22 protein-coding genes are annotated in these 26,023 nt (G+C 40.1%); 12 read left to right on the forward strand and 10 right to left on the reverse strand.

All coding sequences use genetic code 11. The features are described 5' to 3' along the window. The first annotated feature begins 313 nt into the window (after positions 1-313). Together BUE31_RS31650 and BUE31_RS05185 are read left to right on the forward strand one after the other, a co-directional pair. Positions 314-391, forward strand: a complete 78-nt coding sequence (locus BUE31_RS31650; protein WP_410503967.1) for a hypothetical protein — start codon at positions 314-316, stop codon at positions 389-391. A gap of 60 nt (positions 392-451) precedes the next feature. After that, entirely contained in the window at positions 452-745 is a 294-nt protein-coding gene (locus BUE31_RS05185; RefSeq protein WP_073400879.1) for a YXWGXW repeat-containing protein, read from the forward strand. A gap of 115 nt (positions 746-860) precedes the next feature. On the opposite strand, the gene argS is transcribed toward BUE31_RS05185, so the two are convergent. Next, positions 861-2,624, reverse strand: a complete 1,764-nt coding sequence (gene argS, locus BUE31_RS05190; RefSeq protein ID WP_073400880.1) for an arginine--tRNA ligase — start codon at positions 2,622-2,624, stop codon at positions 861-863. Between the two features lie 167 nt (positions 2,625-2,791). On the opposite strand from argS, the gene BUE31_RS05195 reads away from it, so the two are divergent. Both BUE31_RS05195 and ctlX read left to right on the forward strand, forming a co-directional pair. Next, positions 2,792-4,237 carry an arginine deiminase family protein gene (locus tag BUE31_RS05195; protein ID WP_073400881.1) on the forward strand — a complete coding sequence of 482 codons (1,446 nt, stop codon included), beginning with the start codon at positions 2,792-2,794 and terminating at the stop codon, positions 4,235-4,237. A gap of 100 nt (positions 4,238-4,337) precedes the next feature. After that, positions 4,338-5,264 (forward strand): citrulline utilization hydrolase CtlX, encoded by a 927-nt coding sequence (gene ctlX, locus BUE31_RS05200; protein WP_073400882.1) that lies wholly within the window; start codon positions 4,338-4,340, stop codon positions 5,262-5,264. Positions 5,265-5,331: 67 nt separating this feature from the next. Here ctlX and BUE31_RS05205 read toward each other — a convergent pair whose 3' ends face one another. Next, positions 5,332-6,546 (reverse strand): FAD-dependent monooxygenase, encoded by a 1,215-nt coding sequence (locus BUE31_RS05205; protein WP_073400883.1) that lies wholly within the window; start codon positions 6,544-6,546, stop codon positions 5,332-5,334. Between the two features lie 171 nt (positions 6,547-6,717). Here BUE31_RS05205 and BUE31_RS05210 point away from each other — a divergent pair, with 171 nt between their 5' ends. The 4 genes from BUE31_RS05210 to BUE31_RS05225 all read left to right on the forward strand — a co-directional run bounded on the left by BUE31_RS05210 (position 6,718) and on the right by BUE31_RS05225 (position 11,037). Then, the gene (locus BUE31_RS05210) at positions 6,718-8,112 is read left to right on the forward strand and encodes an arginine decarboxylase (protein ID WP_073400884.1); all 1,395 of its coding nucleotides are present in this window, start codon (positions 6,718-6,720) and stop codon (positions 8,110-8,112) included. Between the two features lie 97 nt (positions 8,113-8,209). Then, on the forward strand, positions 8,210-9,136 hold the full coding sequence (locus BUE31_RS05215; protein ID WP_073400885.1) for a hypothetical protein: 927 nt from the start codon (positions 8,210-8,212) through the stop codon (positions 9,134-9,136). Between the two features lie 258 nt (positions 9,137-9,394). Then, positions 9,395-10,246 (forward strand): helix-turn-helix domain-containing protein, encoded by an 852-nt coding sequence (locus BUE31_RS05220; RefSeq protein ID WP_073400886.1) that lies wholly within the window; start codon positions 9,395-9,397, stop codon positions 10,244-10,246. Between the two features lie 77 nt (positions 10,247-10,323). Further along, positions 10,324-11,037 (forward strand): SIP domain-containing protein, encoded by a 714-nt coding sequence (locus tag BUE31_RS05225; protein WP_073400887.1) that lies wholly within the window; start codon positions 10,324-10,326, stop codon positions 11,035-11,037. A gap of 50 nt (positions 11,038-11,087) precedes the next feature. Here the strand turns inward: BUE31_RS05225 and BUE31_RS05230 are convergent, their stop codons facing one another. Next, positions 11,088-11,807 (reverse strand): RluA family pseudouridine synthase, encoded by a 720-nt coding sequence (locus BUE31_RS05230; protein WP_073400888.1) that lies wholly within the window; start codon positions 11,805-11,807, stop codon positions 11,088-11,090. 207 nt (positions 11,808-12,014) lie between these two features. Here BUE31_RS05230 and BUE31_RS05235 point away from each other — a divergent pair, with 207 nt between their 5' ends. Beyond that, positions 12,015-12,395: a hypothetical protein gene (locus tag BUE31_RS05235; RefSeq protein WP_073400889.1), complete on the forward strand. Its 381-nt coding sequence runs from the start codon at positions 12,015-12,017 to the stop codon at positions 12,393-12,395. A 316-nt stretch (positions 12,396-12,711) separates the two neighbouring features. Here BUE31_RS05235 and BUE31_RS05240 read toward each other — a convergent pair whose 3' ends face one another. From BUE31_RS05240 to alaS, 6 genes are all read right to left on the reverse strand, one after another. Next, positions 12,712-13,707: a hypothetical protein gene (locus BUE31_RS05240; RefSeq protein WP_073400890.1), complete on the reverse strand. Its 996-nt coding sequence runs from the start codon at positions 13,705-13,707 to the stop codon at positions 12,712-12,714. Between the two features lie 58 nt (positions 13,708-13,765). Then, positions 13,766-14,698: a FimB/Mfa2 family fimbrial subunit gene (locus tag BUE31_RS05245; protein ID WP_073400891.1), complete on the reverse strand. Its 933-nt coding sequence runs from the start codon at positions 14,696-14,698 to the stop codon at positions 13,766-13,768. Between the two features lie 177 nt (positions 14,699-14,875). After that, positions 14,876-15,568, reverse strand: coding sequence for a response regulator transcription factor (locus tag BUE31_RS05250; protein WP_073400892.1), 693 nt, complete (start codon positions 15,566-15,568; stop codon positions 14,876-14,878). Between the two features lie 76 nt (positions 15,569-15,644). Next, on the reverse strand, positions 15,645-16,787 hold the full coding sequence (locus tag BUE31_RS05255) for a TlpA disulfide reductase family protein (protein WP_073400893.1): 1,143 nt from the start codon (positions 16,785-16,787) through the stop codon (positions 15,645-15,647). Positions 16,788-16,943: 156 nt separating this feature from the next. Further along, on the reverse strand, positions 16,944-18,410 hold the full coding sequence (gatB, locus tag BUE31_RS05260; RefSeq protein WP_073400894.1) for an Asp-tRNA(Asn)/Glu-tRNA(Gln) amidotransferase subunit GatB: 1,467 nt from the start codon (positions 18,408-18,410) through the stop codon (positions 16,944-16,946). A gap of 231 nt (positions 18,411-18,641) precedes the next feature. After that, a complete protein-coding gene (alaS, locus tag BUE31_RS05265; protein ID WP_073400895.1) occupies positions 18,642-21,329 on the reverse strand; it encodes an alanine--tRNA ligase in 2,688 nt (895 codons plus the stop codon). Between the two features lie 663 nt (positions 21,330-21,992). Here alaS and BUE31_RS05270 point away from each other — a divergent pair. From BUE31_RS05270 to BUE31_RS05280, 3 genes are all read left to right on the forward strand, one after another. After that, positions 21,993-22,328 carry a MerR family transcriptional regulator gene (locus tag BUE31_RS05270; RefSeq protein ID WP_073400896.1) on the forward strand — a complete coding sequence of 112 codons (336 nt, stop codon included), beginning with the start codon at positions 21,993-21,995 and terminating at the stop codon, positions 22,326-22,328. A gap of 184 nt (positions 22,329-22,512) precedes the next feature. Continuing rightward, positions 22,513-24,612 carry a ComEC/Rec2 family competence protein gene (locus BUE31_RS05275; RefSeq protein WP_073400897.1) on the forward strand — a complete coding sequence of 700 codons (2,100 nt, stop codon included), beginning with the start codon at positions 22,513-22,515 and terminating at the stop codon, positions 24,610-24,612. A gap of 72 nt (positions 24,613-24,684) precedes the next feature. Next, positions 24,685-25,317, forward strand: coding sequence for a hypothetical protein (locus tag BUE31_RS05280; protein ID WP_073400898.1), 633 nt, complete (start codon positions 24,685-24,687; stop codon positions 25,315-25,317). A 75-nt stretch (positions 25,318-25,392) separates the two neighbouring features. Here the strand turns inward: BUE31_RS05280 and BUE31_RS05285 are convergent, their stop codons facing one another. Further along, positions 25,393-26,010, reverse strand: a complete 618-nt coding sequence (locus tag BUE31_RS05285; protein ID WP_073400899.1) for a hypothetical protein — start codon at positions 26,008-26,010, stop codon at positions 25,393-25,395. Between the last annotated feature and the right edge of the window lie 13 nt (positions 26,011-26,023).

The raw sequence follows: 26,023 nt of genomic DNA on the forward strand, positions 1-26,023 counted from the left end.
AAGCAGAGCTGGCTGGGCGACTGGTTATTACAAACCATTAACGCGATACACCGCAGGGTCCGCGATGCGAGACCCTGCGGGAACAATAGCGTTCCATTTTTACAGCGGAACGGGGTGGAACGCAGTGAAACATGTTGATTATCAGCATATTTCACTTTTTATCAGCAAATGCTTAAATGTAAGTAACTGATAATCAAATACTATGAAATTGATGCTTTTTAATAAGTCGCTGTAATTTCTTTATAATCAGCGTGTTCCATTTTTTTAGTTGATTAAAATTTGTGTCTCGTCCTGAAAAAAGTTTACAGTTTTAATGATTAATCCTGATTTGAGTTTACAAACTCACATTTTATTAATAATTTCTTCCCGCCTTTCGGACTCAAAACATTAAACCTTTTTTCTTACCATTTGTCTTAGATGGTATCTGTTTATTTTATAAATCATATACCAAATGAAGACAATATCAAAATTAGGATTGATAGCCGCTTTAGGTGGTTCTTTATTCTTGTCAGCCTGTGAAAGCAGTTATTATGTAACCGACCAGCCCGTTGAACCAGTTTATGTAAGACCGGTATCTCCTTATGCAGGTGCAGTTTGGATTGACGGCGACTGGGGATATAGCGGTGGAAGATATGTTTACCGCAGAGGTTACTGGGCAAGGCCAAGAGCCGGGCGTGCATATGTACGCGGCGGATGGACACATACCAACCGTGGTTATGCCTGGCACAAAGGACATTGGAGGTAGAAGCCCCCTAACCCCCTAAAGGGGGGACAAATGCGGATTATGCAAAAGGCTGAATAGATGTAAGTTCCATTCAGCCTTTTACTTTTAATCTCCCCCTTTAGGGGGCCGGGGGACTCTACATTCTTTCCGGTACTTCAATCCCCAGCAACTTCATCGCCTTATTGATCACTTTTCCAGATGCTGCTGAAAGCTGCAGCCTGAATTGTTTAACAGCTTCATCTTCTACCTGTATTATCGGGCATACCTGGTAAAATTTATTATAGGTTTTGGCCAGCTCATATACATAATTAGCAATAATAGCCGGGCTATACCCTTCTGCTGCGGTTTGTATAATAGCCGGGAATTGTGTTAAAGTCAAAATTAAATCAAGCTCTTCGGCGGCAAGCTTGTCAACAGCAACATTATTATTGGTGATCTTCGCTTTTCGTAAGACTGATTTTATCCGCGCATGAGTATACTGAATGAATGGCCCTGTATGCCCTTCTAATTCAACAGATTCCGCCGGATCAAACAACAGCCGTTTTTTCGGGTCGACTTTCAGTAAAAAATACTTTAAAGCACCCATTCCTATCATATGAAATAGTTGCTGTTTTTCTTCATCGCCAAATTCGTTTATTTTACCTTTTGCTTCCGTTTGCTCTTTGGCCTTTTGCTCCATTTCCTCCATCAGGTCATCTGCATCAACAACAGTCCCCTCACGCGATTTCATTTTACCCGATGGCAGGTCGACCATGCCATAGGATAAATGATAAAGCCCGTCTGCCCCATCCTTACCAAGTTTTTTAAGGATGGTGAACAATACCTTAAAGTGATAATCCTGCTCATTTCCTACCACATAGATTGATTTATCCATATGGTAATCATTGTACTTCAACTGTGCTGTGCCCATATCCTGGGTCATGTAAACAGATGTACCATCTGAACGAAGCACCAGCTTTTCATCCAGCCCTTCGGAGGTTAAGTCTATCCAAACAGAGCCGTCATCTTTTTTAAAGAAAATGCCTTTTTCAAGCCCTTCGTCAACAATATCCTTTCCCAATAAATAGGTATCTGATTCATAATAGAATTTATCGAAAGTTACGCCCAGCTTTCTGTATGTTTCGGCAAAACCGGTATAAACCCAGGTGTTCATTGTTTTCCAAAGACTTATAACAGCTTCATTGCCTGCTTCCCACTGCTGCAGCATTTCCTGCGCTTCTTTTATTATGGGTGCATTCTTTTTTGCTTCATCCTCCGTTTGCCCGGCAGCCTTTAGTTCTTCAATCTGCTTTTTATATTCTTTATCAAAGATCACGTAATATTTACCAACCAAATGATCCCCCTTTATACCTGTCGACTCCGGTGTTTCCCCTTCGCCAAACCTTTGCCAGGCCAGCATTGATTTACAAATATGAATGCCCCTGTCATTAACCAAATTTGATTTTACAACCTCGTAACCTGCAGCAGCCAAAATTTCGGCAACCGAAAAGCCTAAAAGATTATTACGCACATGCCCCAAATGCAATGGTTTGTTTGTATTAGGTGATGAATATTCAACCATTACTTTTTTACCGTTTGGCTTAGCAACAGCAAAACCCTTGGAAAGTATATCATTATAAAGCTGATCAATCCAATAAGCATCAGTAATAGACAAATTAAGGAAGCCTTTGATCACGTTAAAAGCGGAAACTTCTTTCAGGTCATTTTGTATAAACTCGCCGATCTCATTCCCGGTTTGTTCCGGTGATTTTTTTGAAAATTTAGTAAATGGAAAAGTAACTATGGTAACCTGCCCTTCAAACTCTTTGCGGGTTTCCTGCAGGTTTATATCGGCAGCGGTAATATCAGTATTATATAAATGTTTAACGGCTTTAACAGTAGCTTCTGTAATAAAATTCATGGTGCAAAAATACGGATTTTAGTCCGAAAGTCGGGAAAGTCAGTAAAGTCCGAAAGACTATAATTGGAGAGTAGCTGTTTATCTATGCTTAAATTATCTTTCGGACTTCCGGACTTTCGGACTTTCCCGACTAATCTCACTACCTTTGTTACTTCTATAACCCATTTATGACACTTAGCAACAGCGAATTTAAATTAGATGTAACATCCGAAATTGGAAACCTGCGCGCATTACTGATCCACAGCCCTGACAACGGCCTGGGTAAGGTAGTACCATCAAAAGCACAAGATTGGCTTTTTGAAGACATTGTACACCTGGATACCATGCGTAAAAATGAATATGATTACTACATTAAGCTGTTAATGTATTTTTTAGATCCCGGTAAAATAAAAGGCAAACTTGCACATATAGATGCCGAAGAGAATAACCGGTCGTTTTATAAACCTGACGATAAAGAGTTCCACGCATCAAACAAGGTAATAGAGATTCAAACTCTGCTTGAGGATATTTTGCATGATGCCGATATCCGTAAGAAACTGGTTGCGGCTGTTTGTGCCATTGAAGGCTGTAACTACCGCCTGCAAACACAGCTGATAGATACCGAACCCGCTGAGCTTGCCAAAACCATTATCTCCGGCTCGTTAAATAAAGACGAGATGATATTTGCCCCTATCCCTAACCTTATATTTTCAAGGGATATAGGCATCGCCATCAACAATTTCATGCTGCTTAATAAGCCTGCAAAAAAGGCCAGGGCGCGCGAAACATTAATAATGCGATATATCTTTTTCAATCACCCGCTTTTTGCTTCGTATCGCAATAATATATTGGAGATCCCCGAAACTGTACAGCATTTTTTACGCCCGGGCGAGGATAACGACCAGAAAACCACGTTAGAGGGTGGTGACGTAATGATGGTAAGCCCGCAGCACTTAATAATTGGTTGCAGCGAGCGTACGTCAGCAAGCGGCGCCAACGAGGCTATAAAGCTGCTGTTTAAAAATAACGTAGTTAAAAAAGTAACTATCGTAAAAATTCCGCACAAACGGGATTATATGCATATTGATACCATTTTTACGCAAGTAAAACGCAATATGTGGGTCTTGCTGCGCTCCCTGGCAGTTGCAGAAACTCCGGAAGAACAAGACGAACCAATCTCCTGGTTTACTGATAAAAAAAGCAAGGATAAGGTTGAAATTGTTCAGTTCAGGAAAGATAAAAAAACAAAGACATTTAACTGTATAGAAGACCTACTGGCTGACGTAAGTGAAAGAGACCTGGAAAGCAAGGAAAAAACACAGTTTGTTTATTCAGGCGGAGATATTTTCCCTTATAACTCGCGTGAACAATGGACAGATTCCTGTAACCTGCTTGCCATAAAAGAAGGCGTAGTTTTAGGGTACGACCGTAATGATAAAACAGTAGAAGCATTTAAAGAAAAAGGCTTCACCATAATAAAAGTTGCCGACCTGCTAAAGCAATTTGAAAGCGGGGAGCTTATCCCAGAAAGCATGACCGATACATTGATCCTAATGCCATCAGCCGAGCTTTCACGGGCCCGCGGCGGCTTTCATTGTATGAGTATGCCGTTGATGAGAGATAAGGTTTTGTAGTCATTGGTCATTAGTCATTAAAAAATGGCGAAAATACACAATGACAATTGCCCAATGACCAATGACAGCGAAGCGAAATGACCAATGACAGCAAAGCGAAATGACTAACAACCAATCCACTTCCCACATATTAATGATCCGGCCGGTAAACTTCGGCTTTAACGAGGAAACTGCCGGGAGTAACGCATTCCAAAACAGGAACGCAGTAAAAGATGGCGTAAATGAAAAAGCACAACAGGAGTTTGACCGTATGGTGAACACACTGTGCAGCAATGGCGTTGACGTAACCGTTATTGACGATACGCATGAGCCTTATACCCCTGATTCCATATTCCCTAACAACTGGGTATCATTCCACAATAATGGCGAGATCTTTTTATACCCCATGCAGGCTGAAAATCGCAGGCTCGAACGTCGCGAAGATATAATTGCCAAACTGGAAGACAACTTTGCGGTAAAACACATTATAGACCTGAGCCGCTTTGAGGTGGAAGATAAATTTTTAGAAGGCACGGGCAGTATGGTGCTTGACAGGGAGAATAAAATAGCATATGCCTGCCTTTCACCCCGCACTAACCACGAAGTGTTGGATCTTTTTTGTGAGCAAGCCGGTTATACAGCCATTAGCTTTGATGCAGTTGATGAAAAAGGCAAGGCAATATACCATACCAATGTGTTAATGTGTATTGGAAGCGGCTTTGCTGTTATTTGTCTGGATAGCATTCCGAATCCGCATGAGCGCATTGTTGTTAAAGAGTCCCTGTTATCAACCCAAAAAGAAATAATCGAGATTTCATTTGAACAAATGAACCAGTTTGCCGGTAATATGCTGGAAGTAAAAAATGCTGAAGATGAAACGTTGATAGTGATGAGTAAAAACGCTTTCACTGCGTTATCATCTGAACAAAAATTAGCATTGGAAAAATACGGTAAGCTTATTTACTCAGATATCAACACCATAGAAACCAATGGCGGCGGCAGTGCACGCTGTATGATGGCCGAAGTACATTTGCCGGAGGGATCTTAATTAAAAACGTTTAACCATAACCCTGCCGTCATCAATGACGGCTTGTTTGTTTTCTTAAAACCCGGCTTCAGCCCAAATTATAAACCATCTCAGGTTTTTGCTCAAGCCCGTAATCTTTTACTTTTATAGTAGTAGCCACTTTCATCGGCATTTCTATCATCATATTTTTCCATGGCGTGTGCGGTAATATCTTCCAGATCTGCCGGCTCATCCAGAGTTTGAACCTGGTTGTCGGCACAAACCATTCTGCACCTTCCGCCATTTTTTGGGCAGCAGTTACAAAGGGCCTCATTTTTTCTTCATATCGCGCAAAAGCTATCGAATAGTCGCCATCGGCTTCTTTAAGCTCGCCGGCCAGGATATAAGCTCCTGTTACGGCCATGCTGGTACCCATGCCCGACATCGGCGAGGCGCAATAACCTGCATCACCCAACAATGCTATCCGGTCATTTGACCACCGGTCCATCCGCACCTGGCTTACCGAATCGAAATAAAAATCCGTTGCTTCTTCCATATGTTGAAGCATCTGTGGGATTTGCCATTGCTCACCTGCAAATTTTTCGCGGATGATCTGTTTTTGCGCGTTGATATCACGATAACTGTAATCAAATTTGGGTGATGCAAAATAAAAGCTGGCCTGGGCTTTGGTATCCTTCCGTACGCTAAATATCCCGGTTCGCTTACCCAAAGTGCCATAATAATGGCCTGCCATATCTTTCAGATCCATAAAGTTTGATGTTGTAAACACAGCAAAGTAGATCCCTAAATGGTGATGAAACTTCTGTTCGTCGCCAAAAGCAAGAGCACTTACGTTTGAGTGCAAGCCGTCAGCGCCAATCACAAGGTCGAATTTACGCGATTCGCCATTGCTAAAAGCCACCTCAACACCATTAGAAGTTTGCTGCATGCTGCTGATGGAGTTATCAAAAATATATTCTGTATTTTCCTTTGTAGCTTCGTAAAACACATTGGCTAAATCGCCCCTTAAAATTTCCAGTTCGCCGCTGGTAAAGCCGTCGGGCATGCTGGCAAGTTTCCTATTGTGTTTATCCACAATGGTGATCTTCCCGGCCCTTGTTTCATGCTTTTTTATTTCTTTTACTATATCCATCTTTTCAAGCACTTCCATAGCCACGCCGCGAAAATCTATGGCATAACCACCTTGCCTTATTGCCGGTGACCGCTCAACAATTGTTGGCTTAAACCCGTACCTGCTCAGCCAAAAAGCCAGCGCCGGGCCTGCAACGCTGGCACCTGATATTAGTATAGTTTTAGTTTTCATATTGCCGATTTATGTTACAAAACTAGCCGCCACAAAAAAAATCACAATCCCAATCCGGTGAAACGCCAGGTTAATTCGGTAAAACGCCGGCATTAGGCGATAAACAAAAAATTACACCAACAATACATCAATTCTTGTGTTTAAAAATTACATTTGCCAAAATTTTAATAAATGCAGAGTTACGAAGAGTTTCTTGACCTGAGTGTAGGTTTCCCGCAGGATGGTTTTGAGATAATTGAGGATGAACTATATTTTCATGACCTCAATTTAATGGAGATGATTGAAACGTATGGTACCCCCCTGCGTTTTACCTACCTTCCAATTATTTCGAAAAAGATCCAGCAGGCAAAACTGCTGTTTCAGCAGGCTATCGTAAAAAATAATTATCGCGGCAGCTATAAATATTGTTATTGCACCAAAAGCTCACATTTTAAGCACATTGTTGAAGAAGCGCTTAAAAACGAGATCCACCTGGAAACATCATCGGCTTTTGATATGCCAATGATCGACGCTTTGGAGAAAAAAGGTGCGGTAAGCAAGGATGTTACCGTAATATGCAACGGTTTTAAAACCTTTCAGTATAAAACCTATATTATTGATATGCTGCATGATGGCTTTAAAAACATCATCCCGGTATTGGATAATAAGGAGGAGTTTAACCTGTACGACGACGAGATAGAGATGGAGACCCCATGTAACCTCGGCATCAGGATAGCTGCGGAAGAGCAGCCGGATTCGCAATTCTATACCTCACGCCTGGGTGTGCGGATGGAAGATATTATTGATTTTTATCACAATAAGATAGAGGGCAATCCGAACTTTAAGGTTAAGTTGCTGCATTTCTTTATCAACTCGGGGATCTCTGATACACCATATTACTGGAACGAGCTTGAAAAGTATGTAACCCTGTACTGCAAATTCAAAAAGATAAACCCAGACCTGGATACGCTTGACATTGGCGGTGGAATGCCTTTTAAAGATTCGCTGGTGTTTGATTTTGATTATGAATACATGATCAACGAGATTGTTAGCAGGATAAAAGAAATTTGTGCCGATAACGATACGGTTGAACCCGATATCATTACTGAGTTTGGTAAATACACTGTTGCCGAAGCATCTGGAATTTTATATAAGGTTTTAGGTCGTAAACAACAGAATGACCGCGAACGCTGGCTGATGCTTGATGGCTCGTTCATCACTAACCTACCAGATGTATGGGCGCTTAATCAAAAATATATATTACTCCCGGTAAATAACTGGGACAGCGAATACGAGCGTGTCAATCTGGGTGGCATAACCTGCGACGGCCAGGATTACTACAACCAGGAAGCGCACATGAACAGCGTGTTTATGCCAAAAACCCGCAAGGTGCAATACCTGGGCTTTTTCAATACAGGGGCCTACCAGGAAGTGTTGAGCGGTTACGGGGGCATCCACCATTGCCTGCTGCCATCACCCAAGCATGTGATCATCCGCCGCAACCGTGATGAAACTTTCAATTTCGAGGTTTTTGGCGAAGAGCAGAACAGCAAACAGGTGTTGAAGATCCTGGGATATACTACTTAGTGGTTAGAGATTAGAGGTCAGAGATTAGGAAAAATATAAGGGCGCAGAATTTGCGCCTTTTTTATTTTATGATACCTTTATTTCATTTAACAACATTATGCCAAAAACCTTTCAATTAACTATAATAGCATGTTTGATGTTGGCTGCCTGCAAAGGCCCGGCAAAAACATCAACTACTGCATCTGCAAAAAAAGACTCGTTAGCCACGCCGGCAAAAGCAAAATCGGTTTATAATGTTCAATTACTTGATATCTATAGCAAATATTTGGAAGGCTTAGATACACTGCAAATGGAAGAAACAACAACTGCTGCTAAAAAATATACCGAGTTGTTTAAAGATCAGGATAAGAACACCTGCGATTCGGCATTTTTTATTTTCGATAAATATTATGGAAAATTAAACAGTGCAATCGATGACCTGCACGCCAAAGACACTACACTTCATTACGATTCATTATTGATGGACAATGTCGCGCATCAACATTTATCGGCTCAATTAAGTTTATATGCAAAGCGATTGAAAACCAATGGCTTCAAGGTTCTTATGACTGAAGGCGATACTTATATCGGGCAGGATCTTGATTTTCTGGAGAAATGGTTTAGCCCCATTGTTTCGCCGGTAATGAAAGAATATATCGCCAGGCTTAATAAGGACGATAAGGAAGGTTTCCAGGAAGATGCAGGGTTAACCATCAGCATTGTCCAACTTGCCTCGCGAACAGTTTGGTGGGAACAATTTGCCGCTAAATATCCGGATGCAATAACGGCTACCTTAGCAACAAACTATTGGAAAGGATACTTAGGCACCCTATTGGAAGGCATGGACAATACCCCTGTTATGGATTATGAAAATAAAACCATAAGCGACGACTACAAAACGGCTTATACCTATGTCCAAAACAAGTATCCGGGTACCAAAACCAATAACATCATCGCACCTTATTTTAAATTACTTTTGCAGAAAAATAAACAAAAGGCTGATGATCTTATTAAACAATACCAGGTAAAAAAGATCATATACTAAGCAGCGGTACGAACGAATAAACAGAGACTGCCTAAATAATGGTTGATTTTACTTCGAGTTTTTTGGCGGGGAGCAAAACAGTAACCATGTATTGAAAATGCCTGGTTACGCAATGTCGAGATCAGGAAAAAATGTAGAGACGCAATACTTTGCGTCTTCTTCTTCAAAAAATATAAAGGCGCAAATATTGCGCCTTTTCTTATTTCTTTAAAATTTTTCGGGGGGTGAATCGTCATATATTAGTAAGTACACCTTACTATGAAAACAATCCCTGTGCACAAGATCAGCGACCGTAATGAAAGCGGGTTCGAGATCCATTATACCAGCGACGAAGAAATGCGCCGAGCCGGGGACAAATTGGGCATACACAGGGACGATCACTACCTGTTTTTTATGATTGAAACGGGCAGCGCTGAAATAAATGTCGATTTCTGCGATATTTTATTGCCTAACCAATCTGTTTATTATTTATTGCCCGGGCAGGTTCACCACCGGATAAACGGCAAGGATGCCAAAGGTTGGTTTATAGCAGTAGATACCGGGCTGATCGCCAAAGAATTCAGGGAGATCTTTGAAGATCACCTATTGATGCAACAGCCTTACCAATTAACTGATGAACGGTACCGGCAATGTCACCAACTATTACTTTTACTGAATGATACCTATAAAAGTAACTCAGGTGAGCCATTTTACCTGCAAAACGTTTATGCCCTGCTAAATTCGTTCTTAGCAACAGTGGCTGCATCATACAGCAAATTGTGCACAGCAGAAAAAGCAGCGTCTCGTCCAAAACAAATAGCGCAGGATTTTAAGCGCTTGTTGGCTGAAAATTTTATTACAGAAAAAAGCCCAACCGCTTATGCACAAATGCTAAACATTTCCGGTGCTTACCTTAATGAATCGTTAAATAAAATAACAGGCATGCCTGTATCCTACTGGATAACCCACGAGGTAATGCTGGAAGCTAAACGGCTTTTATACTATACCCAGCTAACTGTAAAAGAAATTGCCCATCAACTTGGTTATGATGACCATACTTATTTTTCGAGGCTTTTTAAAAACACGGTAAATAAAACCCCTTCTGAATTTCGCGACAGTTACCATAAATAATCCAATAGATACCCTACTCTATCTATTTTACAGGGTTCAGTTTTAAGGTTACTTTGTATTAATAAAACTTTATTACTATGAATACATTAATTTTAGAAAGACTAAAGAAAAAAGCATCAGGTATAATCGGGAACCGGATTTTAAAAACAGCCACAGTACTTGAGGTTAGAAAATGGCCGCTATCCACCCTGGTAGAGATCGACCTGCATTTACCTTTTACAACTATGGACGACTGGAACGAGGTAAATTATATAAAATGCAAAGTAGCTGATTTTACCTTCCGCGATTATACGCCATCGGGCTGGGATGCTGAAACCCAAACCTGCACTTTATATATCGATACTAACCACAAAGGGCCTGGAAGCACATGGGCAAATCAGCTTGCTCAAGGCTATGAAGTTGGTTATATCGGGATCAAATCAACCCGGCAAACGCCTGTAAACACATCGGCAGTAATTTGTTTGGGCGATGAAAGCAGTATAGGCCACCTGCTGGCAATGCAACAATTAGCCTTACCAGCCGCCCGTTTTTCAGGAGCTTTGTTAATGGGCGACGAACATAGCCGGAATTTGTTTACAGAGTATTTCAGAACACCCCTGAAACCCGTTTTACGAACCGATGTTTATGGCCACCACTCGTTAACCGAATGGCTTTTACAACAATCGTACAATTTGGAAAATACCATATTTTATCTTACCGGGAATAGCACAATGGTTTCTCAGCTACACAAAATATTAAAACAGCAGGGATATAATCATAACCAAATTAAATCACAGGGCTTTTGGTCATAAAAGCTTAAATACGGGAAGATTGAAATGGTCGGCAATTCAATTTTGACTTATTACAAATCAAACTTCTCCAACTGTTTAAGCAGCGTTTCGAAATCTTTCGGATATGGGGCATGAATAGTTATATCCTTTCCATTCACCAATTTAAAACTCACCTCATAAGCGTGCAGTGCAAAGCGCTTCATTATGGGCTGTTCTTCCTGGTCTTTACCTAAATGGTATTTACGTTTTATTTTGGAGAGGAAAACAGGCAGGCCTTTGTACATTTCATCCCCGGCAATTGATGCTCTTTGTGTAGCCAGGTGGATGCGGATCTGGTGCATGCGGCCGGTAACCGGGCGGCACTCCACCAAGGTATAATGTTTAAAGTATTTTAGCGACTGGAACCAGGTTTCGGCTCTTTTGCCTTCCTGCCGGCTTATGGTAACGTTACCTTTGCCAACATTTAAAATAGGCAGATCAATCAGCAGTTTTTCAAACACATGGGTACCGTCAATAATGGCATGGTAAACCTTTTTTACCTGGCGTTTTTCAAACTGCATAGAGACTGTGCGGTATGCCTCGGGTGTTTTGGCTATAATTAAGGCGCCTGAGGTCTCCTTATCTAACCGGTGACACACTTGTGCATCATCAGAATAGCCTTTGGCTAATCGCAGCATATTTATCTCTCCGCCCTCACGCTCATCAAGCGAGCTGATAAACGGCGGCTTGTTAACTACAATTATATCATCATCCTCAAATAATATCAGGTCGGCAAACTTCGGAAACTTCATCTTTTAAATATAGCCTGCAAAAATACGGTTAATAATACGCATACAAAACACGTTGGTGGTTATTTATGCCCTTCTGAACCCTATTGTGACCTCAATAATATACAAATAGTTAAAAAATCAAATAGCAGTCAATCATTTTCACTTAAATAAAGCTTGGAATAGTATTTGTTTATTGATGAAAACATACATCTAAATATAAAAAACGAAATGAGCACAAAATCAACCAAACCTGAAGAAAAGGGATTTTTCGAGAAGGTTAAAGAAACTATTGAAGAATTTTGGGAGGGAACCAAAGATACAGCCGAAGACATAAAAGATAAAGCCGAAGATAAATTTGATGAGGTTAAGAAAGCGGTAACCGCTAAAAAGGCCACAGCAACTAAAAAAGTAACCGCAGCAAAACGTACTGTTGCCGTCAAAGCGGAAGATGTAAGCGCCAAAGCAAAAACAGCAGCTAAAAGCGTAAAAGCCAAAGCCGATAGTAAAGTTAAAGCGGTAACGGCAAAAGCTAAAGCCGATACAGCCGGCGCAAAAAAAACGGTAGCGGCAAAAACTGCAGTAGCTAAAAAGAAGGCAGTTGCACATTAAGCTTTATGAGCTTATCAAAAACAAAGTGAGCCGGGTAAATACCCAGCTCACTTTGTTTTGTTATATTATCGACATAAGCAAACGGTCACCTCGCCCCAACCCTTTCTCCAACCGCGTTGAGGCGAAGCGCAAGTTTGTGTATCCACGATGGCAAAGCGTTCCATTTTTACAAGCGGAACACCTGGAACGTTATAAAACATGCTTATTATCAGATATTTAGTCATTTACTAAGAATTAGATTGATGTAAGTGCTATAATCAAGCACCATACTACCAACCTTTATATCGAACTCACGTTATATTAATAACTTTTAATATCAAAATGACTTTGTAATGGGTATAGCGTTCCATGTTGTATCAACCGAAACAGTAAAACCGCCGGTACTGTGTGTTGTGGTGCCTCCAAATAAACTTCCTGACAATAAAGTTACCTTATTTGGCTGCCCCGTTACATTGGATATGTTTTTATTGGCAATAATATTTGGAATATTGGTATATGGAGGAGGTGGTGGTAGTGATGAACAATAAACGTTTACAGAAAATGGTGCGGATGTTAAAAATAATTGTGCCAGTTTAAAATTCGTAGTCCCTATCTGCGCTGCTGATACAGGACTTATAATTTCATTATTTCCTTCAGATATCGAGCCGGTGCCCGATCCTATATAAAATTTATCAGACGGATTCGTAAGGACATACATGGTTTTAGCATTAGCCGGCAAAGCATCTTCTATATTAACTACTAATTTAGATGTTATTCTATCCAGGCTGATACTTTGGTTTATATCAGTATTTGTTACGTTTAATGTTATTTTCTTGTAAAAAGTATCGTCCGTAAACGGATGCCAGCTCAAATACCCATTATTGATATCCTCATCAAACCCGTATGCTAACACATCTGTACTTAATTTTCTGGGGACGTCAACATATTTGGCTTTATCTCCGGAAACTATTAAATTGTTCCCACCTGCAGCAACAACAAGAAAATAGGTACCGGACGCCAGGTTATCAGTATAACTACCAAACCCAGGATCGGTAGATAGTTGTTTTACAGTTGTGATATTACCCCCATTTGAATCATATACTGCAAAGTATAAAACATCAGCATGATTAGTTAAAGCTGTATCTGCCGCGTTTTCTTTTAAGCCATTGGTTTTCAAATTACTGGTTTCAAAAGCTCCTGTTGATTTTGAAAACCCCACATTAAATGCAACCTTATGCGTGGTAGTACTTGTGCCGTGATCTTTTGAATGATCTTTTTTACAGGATACCAGCATAATGCAAACCAGTATTAATCCAAATAAAAACTTTTTCATTTTCTTAAGTTTAACTTTGTAATTTTTATAATTTCTAAACCCCGGCACTCCTTTTAATTTATTTTTGAGAACCGTAGCTACTGGAAAAAGGAATAATTATTGGTGTTGGATCCCAGGTAGAATTTAGGGTTACATTAAAAGTATCAATACTTCCAAAAAGTTTACCTGACAATATAGTTTTCGTGTTTTTTTCACAAGTTACATTTGCAACAATAGCTGTACCAAGTGCTTTTGATGCAGCATCATAACAAATAATTTTCACGGTAAAAGGTGCATATGTATTTAAAATGATATTATTTATTTTATAATTGGTTGTACCTATTACAGTATTGGGAATTTTTGCGGAAACTACCAGTGTATCAGCATAAAGGAGCTTCTCAGTTAAAAATGAATATTCAGTTCCTTGATCTGCTATAGAAATTACCAATTTACTGGCAGTTGCAGGTATGGCATCTTCAATATTCACTTCCAGTTGCCCTGCAATCCTGGTTCCTGTTACACTTTGGTTAACATTTGCTCCTGAAACAGTTAATTGAAATTTATTAAAAAACACATCTTTCCATGGGCCGAGATAATACATATAACCATTATTAAGGGTTATAGAATTACCGTTAGCCGAGGGAGCGTATACACCTAAACCAGTTAGCCCGGCAGCTATTACTACAGTATAAGTTCCTGAAGGCAGATTATCAGAAATATTACCAAAATTAGCATTTGTTGAATCCTGTACCAGGGAGTGCAGCACCTGGCCATTGGGATCAAATACAAAATAATATAATACTTTTAAATAGTTTGTAACAGCGTCTGTTCTTAGGCCATTTACCTGCGGCTTACTCTTTATTGAATTGCTGATGGTTTCGGTAAAACCTGATAAATTAAGATTTACCTGGTAAAGTTTTTGCGCAGGCTTATCAGTTGATCCCGAGTGGTCTTTTTTACAGGAAAAAAGGAACATTGCCGCCGCAGCGACGTAAAGTATAGCCTTTTTCATTAGATTTTATTTTGAGGAGAATTAAATTCTTAATTAGGAGCTTCCAAATGGGCCAAAGAAGTCCCAGCTTATAACATGCTAAAAATAAACATTTTATTTTAATTAAACTTATCAAAAACAAAGCGAGCCGGGTAAATACCCGACTCGCTTTGTTTTTATATCACTATAGATAAGTAATTATCTTGCTTCAAATTTATACCCTACTCCTTTTACAGTGGCAACGCAATCATCGCCCAGTTTTTCGCGAAGCTTGCGGATATGCACATCAATGGTACGGTTGGTAACCACTACAGAATCTTCCCAGATGTTTTTAAGGATCACCTCCCTGGTATAAACCTTCCCCGGTTTTGAGGCCAGCAGATAAAGCAGCTCAAATTCTTTTTTAGCTAAAACCACTTTATTCCCTCTTTGAAAAACAAGGTAAGCTTCGCGGTCAATCACCAGGTCGCCAATTTCAAGCTTGTTATCGGTCATGTCTTCGGCAGGTGCGTTGCGGCGTAATATGGCGTTTATGCGGCTAACCAATGCGCGTGGCTTTATAGGTTTGGCTATATAATCGTCAGCACCAACATTAAAACCGGCAATTTCCGAATACTCTTCACTTCGGGCGGTTAAAAAAACCATAAAGGTGTTTTTAAACTCAGGCATGGTGCGCATAATGCGGCACGCTTCTATACCGTCCATTTTGGGCATCATTATATCCAGCACAATAAGGTCTGGCAATGATCTTTTCGCTTCGGCAACGGCTTCTTGCCCGTTGCGAGCCAGGAAAACCTGGTAGCCCTCTTTTTTCAAATTATATTCAATAAGCTCTAAAATATCAGGCTCATCGTCAACTATTAGAATTTTTTGTTTGTTAGAACTACTCATGCAGGTTAATTTTTGCGTAAAAGTAGGTGCGCAAATGAAGATTACGGTTAAATATACATTAACAAATTGTTAAATGTTACTTTATTTTAACGATTTGTTGAGATTTACTAAATGTCTTATTTAAAAATTCTTCAAGATCGGCCCCAGTTACGTTCTTTGCAACTATAATTCCCTGCGGATCAATTATAAAATTTGAAGGGATAGCTTCTATATGATATAGCCTTTCTGTTGGCCCTTCAAAATTCTTCAGGTCCGAGCCATGGCTCCAGGTTAATTTATCCGCACCAACCGCTTGCTCCCATTTGGTTTTATCCTGATCAAGCGAGATTCCTAAAATATTAAGGCCAAGCGGCTTGTAAATAGCGTATTGTTTAACCACGTTTGGATTTTCCTGGCGGCATGGCGCGCACCATGATGCCCAAAAATCAAGCATAACATATTTGCCTTTATAGTCGGCCAGCTTTATGGGTTTGCCGTCAATGCCGGCAATAGTAAAATCAGGCGCTTTGTGCCCAACTGAAACAGGTTTCAGATCCGCCATTTGCTTGATAAATTTCTGCACGCCGGGATTATCTTTAAAATTATCCTTTATAGCTTCTGAGTAATCAATAAGCTGGGGCTCAAACTTGCCCTGGTCAAGAGATGTTGCCGCGTAAAAACCGGCAAGCGAGTTTTTGTTTGCATTTATAAACTTCAGAATGTCTACGCTATACGCCTTAATATTTTGCTGAAAGATTGGCAGATAAATTTTTATCAGTGAATCTGATTCTTTGCCAATTGCCTGTGCTTTATCCTGGTATTCCTGGGTTATTTTAGCGCTCTTATCACCATAAAAATTACTGATCTTATTAAATTCCTTGATCTTTTCTGATTCATCCGAACCTGAGATCTTATAAGCATGTGAGTTATCAGTAAGGTTAGTGCTGAAATCAATGGCATCACCGTTTTTTGCGATCACATCAAAAATACTCCCGCCCACCCTTAGTTTATACAGGTTAGCATAAGGAGCCTTATGTTTAAATTCAAATTTCCCCTGGTCGCTTAAATTGGTTGAATCAACCACGGCAATATTGGCGCTGTCGGCCTCTAAAAGGAAGATCTTTTTAAGGCTTCCCGGATTTTCTACATTACCCGAAATGCTAAACACACTGCTGTCTTTGCATGAGTATATGGCAAACGATGATAAAATAACGAGGATGAGGATTAAATGCTTTTTCATTCTTTTGAAATTTGGTTTTAGAGATTAGAGGCCAGAGATCAGAGGTTAGTTAACTATACCATGATTCTTAAACCTATTTCTCTTCTTTAAAATATTTCTTTCGGACTTTACTGACTTTCGGACTTTAAAAACTAATCTCTAACCTCCGGCCTCTGATCACCTAGCCTCCAATTCTTTTATTAACAACTGATTTGTTTTTTGGGGATCTATTTTGCCTTTCGAACTCTTCATTATCTCGCCCATAAACAGGCCTAAAACGCCCTTTTTACCCTTTTGGTATTCAACAACCTTATCAGGATATTTTGCAATAGCATCCTGTATAAAACGGCTCACATCATTAGTATCAGCACTTATAAGCAGGTTTAATTCTGCTGCCAGCTCTGCTGCAGTTTTATGGCTGTTTTTAATCAGCTCAGGAAACAACTTATGCGAAGCAACTGTATTATTTACTTTACCCGAATCAACCAGTTTTATTAAACCGGCCAGGGTTCCTGGTTTTAACTTAAAATCACTGATGGGTGTGCCGCTATCATTCAAATGTGATTTGATAGGCCCCATCAGCCAGTTTGCAGCTGCCTTATAATTGTCTGTGGCGGCAATAAGCTCCTCGAAGTATAATGCGAAATCCTTATCGGCAGTTATAACGCCGGCATCATAATCAGATAAACCTAGCGCTGTTGTATATTTATCATACAGGGCATTTGGCAGCACGGGCATTGTACTGAGTACCCTGTTTATATATTCCTGGTTTAATGCTAACGGGGTAAGATCAGGCTCCGGGAAATAGCGATAATCATTAGCCATCTCCTTCGACCGTAAAACAGAGGTTTCGCCGGTGTCTGCATTAAAATTCAATGTATTTTGGTCGATATGCCCGCCATTTTCAATAATATTAACCTGGCGTTCAAACTCGTGTTCAATGGCCCGGTGTACATTACGGATGGAGTTGAGATTTTTCACTTCGCAACGATTGCCATAAGTAGTTTGCCCCTTAAGCCTCACCGAGATATTGGCATCGCAGCGCAGGCTGCCTTCTTCCATATTGCCATCGCAAACATCAAGGTAGCGAACCAGCTTACGGATCTCTGTTAAAAACTGTACGGCTTCCTCGCTGCTGCGCATATCAGGCTCGGTAACAATTTCAATTAAAGGTACCCCTGCCCTGTTCAGATCTATCAGCGAATCGGCATGGTGCTGGTCGTGCATGCTTTTGCCGGCATCTTCTTCCAGGTGAATATGGTGGATAGCGATATTTTTAGTATGATCGGCTAATCTAACCAGTACAGATCCGCCTAAACAGATAGGCTGATGATCCTGGGTTATTTGGTAACCCTTTGGCAGATCGGCATAAAAATAATTTTTACGGGCGAAGGTATTGCGCAGGTTTATGGTGCAATTGCAGGCAAGGCCCATTTTTACAGCATATTCGACCGCTCTTTTATTGAGCTTGGGCAAAGTGCCCGGGTGACCCAAAGATATTGCGCTGATGTGTTCATTAGGTCCGGCGCCAAAAGCGGCTGAATCTGAAGAGAACACTTTACTTAAAGTAGATAATTGTGCGTGAACTTCTAACCCGACAACTAACTCATATTTGTCACCTATCCCGGCTGTAAGACTTGTCATATAAATAAAATGCGGCGATGGTTTATCCTTTATTACTGCCCAAATATAAAGTTATTACTTATTAATGCGATATATTTTATTCATAGCGAACTAACCTTATTATTAAAGCTCCGTCATGCTGAACTTGTTTCAGCACCCCACATGCTAAGTGTACGCCATGCATACGGGAATGTCCTATGGGGTGCCGAAACAAGTTCGGCATGACGGATTATGTTTAGTGATTAAAGAAGATTACGCTACAAAGCTCTTCGCCTTTTCCAATGCTTTATCCAAACCGCTAATATCACTTCCACCAGCTGTAGCAAAAAACGGCTGACCACCACCACCACCTTTTATCTCTTTAGCCAGTTCACGTATGATGTTGCCTGCATTTAAACCTTTTTCTTTCACAAGGTTCTCAGCTATCATTACAGTTAACGACGGCTTGCCGTCAATATCAGCAGCCAATACCAGGAACAGGTCTGAAACAATATCCTTTAGCTGGTAAGCTAAATTCTTTATGGCATCTGCGTTGGGTAGTTGTACTTTTTGGGCGATAAAATTAATGCCGTTTACCTGCTCGACCTTTTCAGCCAGTTCATTCTTTAAACCTGCTGATTTTTCAAGAACTGATTTTTCAATTTCCTTTTTAAGCTTCGAGTTTTCCTCCAGCAGGCTTTCAATGCTTTTTGAAAGATCTTTCGGATTTTTCAGCAGCTCTTTTAATTGCTGCACCAGCTTATCTTGTGCAATAATATAATCGTCAGCAGCAATACCTGTAATGGCCTCGATGCGCCTTACCCCTGCGGCAACAGCGCTTTCACTGATAATTTTAAAGAAACCTATCTGCCCGGTAGCTTTAACGTGTGTACCACCGCAAAGCTCCTTGCTAAATTCATCATCAAAGGTAATTACACGCACATATTCACCATACTTTTCGCCAAACAGAGCTGTTACACCGCTGGTGATGGCTTCTGCGTAAACTACACTCCGCTCCTCTTTAAGCGGGATATTTTCGCGTACCTTCTGATTAACTATGGCTTCTATCTGTGCCAACTCATCATCCGTCACCTTTGCAAAGTGCGAAAAGTCAAAACGCAGGTAATCTGAATTTACCAATGAACCTTTTTGATTAACATGCGTACCCAATACCTGTTTCATAGCAGCATGCAGCAAGTGTGTTGCACTGTGGTTGCTGTTGGTGCGGTTCCGTAAAGCAGGGTCAACAATGGCGGTTAAAGCATCGTCAATATCTTCCGGCAGCTTATCCACATAATGAATGATCAGGCCGTTCTCTTTTTTGGTATCCGTAACATAAATGATCTCCCCATCCGGGAAAACCAGCTCACCTTTATCGCCTACCTGGCCACCGCTTTCAGCGTAGAACGGGGTTTTATCTAAAACTATCTGGTATTGCTCTGTTCCTTTTGCTTTTACCTTGCGGTATTTTACAATATGGGCAATGCTTTCAGTTTCATCATAACCGGTAAATTCAACAGTATCATCATCTTTTAACACCACCCAATCGCCGGTATCAATGGCTGTTGCTGCGCGGGAACGGTCCTTTTGAGCTTGAAGAGCCTTTTCAAAACCTTCCATATTCACAGTAAAACCCAATTCCCTTGCCATCAATTCGGTCAAATCTATAGGAAACCCATACGTATCTGACAATTCAAAAGCAAAGTCTCCCTGTATCGTTTTGGCTTTGAATCCTTCATAAAAATCAGTTGCCTTTTGACCTATTTCTAAGTGGGTGAGTAATTTTATTTGCTCATTAAACCTTGTTATACCATTTCCTAAAGTCCTCAAAAATGAATTCTCCTCCTCTAAAACCACCTTCTGCACAAAATCCTTCTGCTCAACCAAATTATCAAACACACCTTTAAACTGCTCAGCTAACAAAGGCACCAATTGATTTAAAAATGGTTCTTTAAAATCTAAGTATTGATAGGAATATCTCACAGCCCTGCGCAAAATCCTTCGGATCACGTAGCCGGCCTTATTATTTGATGGCAGCTGTCCATCAGCAATAGCAAAACTAATGGCGCGGATATGATCTGCAAGTACACGCATCGCAACGGCTTCATTCCAGCCTTCTTCACCGGGTTTGGCAGCGCTATTATATTTCTTACCGCTCTTTTCAGCAATAAAGCTGATCATCGGCTGAAATACATCCGTATCGTAATTGGAGCTCTTGCCCTGCATTACCCGCACCAAACGCTCAAAACCCATCCCGGTATCAACGTGTTTGGCCGGCAACGGCTGTAACGAGCCATCTTTCAATCGGTTAAATTGCATGAATACATTGTTCCAGATCTCAATCACCTGGTCATGATCGCCATTTACAAGCGTTGCACCATCAATTAACGCGCGTTCACTGTCCGGGCGGTTATCGTAATGGATCTCCGAGCTTGGTCCGCAAGGGCCGGTTTCGCCCATCTCCCAAAAGTTATCTTTTTTATTTCCGGGGAGGATGTTTGCTTCATCAGCAAATTCCTTCCAAAAATTATAAGTTTCGGTATCTTTCTCTAAGCCTTCCTTCTCATCGCCCTCAAAATAGGTAACGTAAAGGCGGCTCTTATCTATCTTATAAACATCAATAAGCAGCTCCCAGCTCCAGGCAATTGCTTCCTTTTTAAAGTAGTCGCCAAAGCTCCAGTTGCCCAGCATCTCGAACATGGTATGATGATAGGTATCTATTCCCACTTCTTCCAGGTCGTTATGCTTACCCGATACCCGCAAACAGCGCTGCGTATCAACCGCTCGGTTAAACTTAGGTGTTTCCTCACCTAAAAAAATCGCTTTAAACTGGTTCATCCCCGCGTTGGTAAACATTAGCGTGGGGTCGTTTTTTATTACAATAGGTGCAGAAGGCACAATAGTGTGTCCCTTTTTAGCAAAAAAATCAAGAAAAGCCTGACGAATTTGAGTAGCTGTCATAAGTGCAAAGGTAATTATTAGTCCGAAATTGTCTGAACCATGATTAAAGGATTTAAAGATTTCCTGATGTTATAGGTTAACGCCTGTTCAAATGGGCCGAACCTACGGTTCTCCGTATTTCCGATGTCTTTTTTCAACGGATTAAAATCCGTTGTTACAATAGGCTATGCCTCTGAAGTAATTGTAATAAAGCTGAATTCAAATTTTAAAAAGAGGCTATACCTTTGAATTAACGGTTATCAATCACGCAGGCCTGCAACCTGCGCTAAGGTATAACGGCCTTTCAGGCCTTTAACATTTTGGTAAAACCCGAAACAAAAAGCCCTGAAAGGGCTAAATCCATCAGCACAGGTCGAAGGCCTGTGTTAAATAGGCATGAATCAGGAAAATAATTGATCATTAAAACATGTTTTGAACACTCAAGATTAATAACCCAGCCTGAGCCTAAAGAGCCGTAGGCTCAATATATTTTGTAACCACGGGTTTTAACCCGTGGCATGTAAAACCAGCGACAATAAGTGCCATAGGCACGCCCCATATAATTACAATGTAGAATCATCTTTTTTATCTTCAAACTTCTCGAACTTCCGGACTTTTTTCAAACTTCCGGACTTTTCCGACTTTCGGACTTCCGGACTTCAATCTAAACAATTACATTTGCATATGCCATATAAAGAACGGGAAATCAATAAGATGTACTACACCATGGGTGAGGTTGCCATCCTGTTTGATGTAAACCAATCGCTTATAAGGTTTTACGAAAAGGAGTTCGATGTTCTTCAACCCAAAAAGAACAAAAAAGGCAATCGTTACTTTACTCCCGAGGATATTGAGAACCTGAAAATTATATTCCACCTCATCCGCGATAAAGGTTATACTCTTAGCGGAGCCAAAGAATATTTAAAAAACAACATGGCTGATAGTAAAGATAGCCACAGGGTGATCAGCTCGTTGGAAAGCCTCAAAAAATTCCTGATTGAAGTGCGGGATCAGTTGTAAAGAAAAGACACTAATTCCACGAATTTATACGAATTTCACCAATCATGGCTGATAGACATTAAATATTCGACCTTATTCGTCATTCACCTTTATTTATTCGTGTAATTTGCGCTTATTTAATTCGTGTAATTCGAATAAATTCGTGCAATTTGTGCTCATTAAATTCGTGCAAATTCGTGTTTATATGATAGCCAACCACAAAGGCGAAATACCTTTCCTTATCCTGTTACTTCCATTTATATTGGGGATTGGTTTAGCTATTAATTTACCGGCTGCAGCAAATATTAACTGGCTTGTAATCTCCTTCTTTTTCATCAGCCTTATATTTATCACACTCAATTTCATTTATGCCAGGCTTAAACTTTATAAATTCAGATGGACTGGCGGCATCCTTATCACCCTAATTTTATTTTTATCCGGCTATATCAGTGTTATTAAAAACAACGAGCTTAATAATAAGTATCACTTTTCAAAAGCGCGGGCCCAATACCTTATTGTAAAGATCAATAATGAGCCTTCACTTAAGAATGGCTGGCTCAGGTTTACTGCTGATGTTGAGGAAACAGTAAATAATGGTAAAAAAGCCCAATCTTCCGGAACATTAATTTTATCATTAAAAGACAATACAAGTGACCTTTCTTACGGCGACGAACTACTAATTCCGGCAAAATACAACCCTGTAAACCAACCTTTTAACCCTGCTGAATTCAACTATAAAAGATACTTAGCCAACCAGAATATTTATCACCAGGCCTTTTTATTCCCAAAACAATACGAATTATTAGCCACGGGTAAGGGTAATGCCATAATCGGCTATTCGTTACAGCTCAGGCAGCACCTTGTTGAAAAACTAAAGCGAAACATGCGCGATACCAATGCTATTGCGGTAGCATCAACCCTGATACTAGGCTACAAGGCCGATTTAAGCAATGATGTTTTACAGGCCTATTCCAAAACAGGAACGGTACATGTGCTTTCAGTATCAGGTGCGCATGTGGCAGTCATTTATATACTACTGGCATTTGCGCTTGGCTTTTTAAACAGGTTTAAGTATGGTAAATTACTCAAGGCTATCATCATCATATTGCTCATCTGGTATTATTCATTACTCAGTGGGTTTTCACCGGCGGTTTGCAGGGCAGCAGTAATGATAAGTATGGTTGTTATAGGCAAAACCTACAGCCGGTATATTAATACTTTAAATATTTTGGCTATCTCCGCTTTCGGATTATTGCTTTATAACCCACTTTATATTGTTGATGTTGGCTTCCAGCTCTCTTACCTTGCTGTATTCGGATTGATTGTATTTCAACCACTTGTATATAACTGGTTAAAGTTTAAAAACAAATGGGCCGATAAGTTATGGGCGGCATGCTCAGTTTCCATAGCGGCACAGGTTATCACCTTTCCTTTAAGCGCATTTTATTTTCACCAGTTCCCGGTTTATTTTTTGGTGAGCAATCTCTTTATAATAATCCCAACTATGGTAATTATGTACTCGGGCATTATCTATCTGTTATTACCGCAAATACCTTTTGTATCAAAGGCAGCAGCCTTCGTGCTCGAAAACTCGATCCTGGTAATGAATAGGTTTTTAACATGGATAGAGCATTTGCCTTTTGCTTCTATTTCAAAGATCTGGCTAACCACCGCCGAATATTTGTTGCTGTATGCCATCATTATCAGCTTATTTTATTTTTTGTATGATAAAAAATCATGGCTGATAAAGTTTAGTCTGGTATGCATATTACTTTTAAGCATTAGTATCAGTTTAAAGCGGATTAACGCAGCTAACACCAATAACATTGCCTGGTTAAACCTTAACAAGCATAAGGCAATAGTTTTTAAAAATGGCAATGCAGCTGTTGTACTTACTGATTTGAATGACACCGACAAAACCTACCGGTACTCCATACAGCCATACCTTGATAGTACCCAGGTAAGCAATACCCGGCTGCTCACTTTAAATCAAAACATTAAAACCCCGTGGATGGTAAAAAACAATGGCCTGGTTCAGTTTTTAAACGCCCGGATGTTTCTTTTAAACAGCCAGCCGGAGGGTGATAACCTCTCCCCTAAATTAAAAACAGATTATATTTACATTACCAATAACCCGCATGCTTCATTAACTACTGTAAACAATAACTTTGATTATCATTTGCTTATAATAGATGGCAGCAATAGTGATGCTTACTTAAACAGGTTAAAGAATGAAGCCGAAAATAAAAAAATCAAATACAAAATATTAAAACGTAACATTTCACTGGTTACTGTATCTAATTGAAACAATAAAAGATCAACAAAATTTGCATCTCAGTTAATAAACATCTAAATTGTATAAAAATAACCCTAAAACATGAACATTAAACTTTTTAACGTTGCCTTGGGCATAGCGCTTACCGCAACTACTTTAAGTGCAAGCGCACAAAAAAATTACACACAAGGTGTTGTATCATTCACTACTGAAATGCGCGGACAGCCTGCTGATGTTAAAGAATATTTTACCGCAGATTCAACAGCTGCTTTAATAACAATGGGCCCGGCTAATGTGAAAATATTAAGCAATGCCAAGCATGATTTTTTTGCTGTTGTGCTTGATGTACCTGTTGCAAGCATTAAAAAAGCAGGTATTGCAACACCGTCAGAAATTGAAGATGGCATGAGCCAGATGCCAAACTTTACTTTTACTCCAGGTACTGAAACCAAACAGATCTCGGGATTCAACTGTAAAAAAGTGGTAGCTAAAGAAGCGAAAAGCGGCAAAACTTATGATGTATGGATCACTAATGACTTTACAGTTCCTGAAACTGCTTTACCTTATTATTACAATAAAATAGGTGGTTTCCCTGTACAGTACACTTCATTTCAGCAGGGCCAGGAAACCAGCATTACTATTAAAAGTATAGCTGACACAAAAGCACCTGCCGGAACATTTAGCATTGGTAAAGATTATACCAGGGGTTCAATGGCCGATTTGAATGCCCAATAATTGTTAGAAAAGATTAACAAAAAAGCCATTTACTGATAAAAGTAAATGGCTTTTTTGTTTTCAGCGGATTAGCCCCTAATTAGGCAATGCCAAATCACCCGAGAGTGCGTTAACCCAATCGGCAAACAGACGGCTCTCATAGTCAACCGCTATTTTAGCGTGCTCTTCCCATTGCGGCGAAAACTTTTTAAGCTGACTTATCATTTCTTCCAGGTGGCCTTCCTCCTCTAATATTATCGATTTTACATTGACCTTGCTTGAAGCATTTTCCAGCGCGTCCTGGTAAATAGGGTAAAGTTCATCGGCACGTACTTCAATGGAATAGGTAACCAGTAAATACGCTGCAAAACGCAGTTCTTTCCCTGTAAGTTTTAATGCATGTTTCAAATACCTGCTTACCTGTATATCAAGCTGGTTAAGATAAAACTTGCTGTATGCCGGCGCCAGTAAAAACTCGGGAGCGTAAGTTGGGCACATCTCTCCGCCTGTTTTTTCTATTTGCTTTTTTAGATAGAAGGCATGGCGGTGCTCTTCGGCTGCGTGCTTTAATATGATATAAGTAACCGTAAGCGGATCTTCACTTGCCGATATTTTACGCGCTCCTGTATTTTCCATTAATGATAATGTATTTAACCATTTGGAATGCAGTGCTTTATCAGCTATTATTAAAGGTAATATTTTGTTTAGTTCCATAAGTTTTATGAGT

It is taken from the genome of Mucilaginibacter sp. OK098 (assembly GCF_900142915.1).
In the GTDB taxonomy this organism is placed as follows: domain Bacteria; phylum Bacteroidota; class Bacteroidia; order Sphingobacteriales; family Sphingobacteriaceae; genus Mucilaginibacter.

Bases quoted from the DNA above. Each gene is read 5' to 3' on its own strand.
- ctlX (WP_073400882.1), top strand. From the start codon at position 4,338: ATGACTAACAACCAATCCACTTCCCACATATTAATGATCCGGCCGGTA.
- BUE31_RS05225 (WP_073400887.1), top strand. From the start codon at position 10,324: ATGAATACATTAATTTTAGAAAGACTAAAGAAAAAAGCATCAGGTATA.
- gatB (WP_073400894.1), bottom strand. From the start codon at position 18,410: ATGACAAGTCTTACAGCCGGGATAGGTGACAAATATGAGTTAGTTGTC.
- BUE31_RS05280 (WP_073400898.1), top strand. From the start codon at position 24,685: ATGAACATTAAACTTTTTAACGTTGCCTTGGGCATAGCGCTTACCGCA.
- BUE31_RS05255 (WP_073400893.1), bottom strand. From the start codon at position 16,787: ATGAAAAAGCATTTAATCCTCATCCTCGTTATTTTATCATCGTTTGCC.
- BUE31_RS05195 (WP_073400881.1), top strand. From the start codon at position 2,792: ATGACACTTAGCAACAGCGAATTTAAATTAGATGTAACATCCGAAATT.
- BUE31_RS05220 (WP_073400886.1), top strand. From the start codon at position 9,395: ATGAAAACAATCCCTGTGCACAAGATCAGCGACCGTAATGAAAGCGGG.
- BUE31_RS05275 (WP_073400897.1), top strand. From the start codon at position 22,513: ATGATAGCCAACCACAAAGGCGAAATACCTTTCCTTATCCTGTTACTT.
- BUE31_RS05205 (WP_073400883.1), bottom strand. From the start codon at position 6,546: ATGAAAACTAAAACTATACTAATATCAGGTGCCAGCGTTGCAGGCCCG.
- argS (WP_073400880.1), bottom strand. From the start codon at position 2,624: ATGAATTTTATTACAGAAGCTACTGTTAAAGCCGTTAAACATTTATAT.
- BUE31_RS05245 (WP_073400891.1), bottom strand. From the start codon at position 14,698: ATGAAAAAGGCTATACTTTACGTCGCTGCGGCGGCAATGTTCCTTTTT.
- BUE31_RS05240 (WP_073400890.1), bottom strand. From the start codon at position 13,707: ATGAAAAAGTTTTTATTTGGATTAATACTGGTTTGCATTATGCTGGTA.
- alaS (WP_073400895.1), bottom strand. From the start codon at position 21,329: ATGACAGCTACTCAAATTCGTCAGGCTTTTCTTGATTTTTTTGCTAAA.
- BUE31_RS05235 (WP_073400889.1), top strand. From the start codon at position 12,015: ATGAGCACAAAATCAACCAAACCTGAAGAAAAGGGATTTTTCGAGAAG.
- BUE31_RS05210 (WP_073400884.1), top strand. From the start codon at position 6,718: ATGCAGAGTTACGAAGAGTTTCTTGACCTGAGTGTAGGTTTCCCGCAG.
- BUE31_RS05250 (WP_073400892.1), bottom strand. From the start codon at position 15,568: ATGAGTAGTTCTAACAAACAAAAAATTCTAATAGTTGACGATGAGCCT.
- BUE31_RS31650 (WP_410503967.1), top strand. From the start codon at position 314: ATGATTAATCCTGATTTGAGTTTACAAACTCACATTTTATTAATAATT.
- BUE31_RS05185 (WP_073400879.1), top strand. From the start codon at position 452: ATGAAGACAATATCAAAATTAGGATTGATAGCCGCTTTAGGTGGTTCT.
- BUE31_RS05215 (WP_073400885.1), top strand. From the start codon at position 8,210: ATGCCAAAAACCTTTCAATTAACTATAATAGCATGTTTGATGTTGGCT.
- BUE31_RS05285 (WP_073400899.1), bottom strand. From the start codon at position 26,010: ATGGAACTAAACAAAATATTACCTTTAATAATAGCTGATAAAGCACTG.
- BUE31_RS05270 (WP_073400896.1), top strand. From the start codon at position 21,993: ATGCCATATAAAGAACGGGAAATCAATAAGATGTACTACACCATGGGT.
- BUE31_RS05230 (WP_073400888.1), bottom strand. From the start codon at position 11,807: ATGAAGTTTCCGAAGTTTGCCGACCTGATATTATTTGAGGATGATGAT.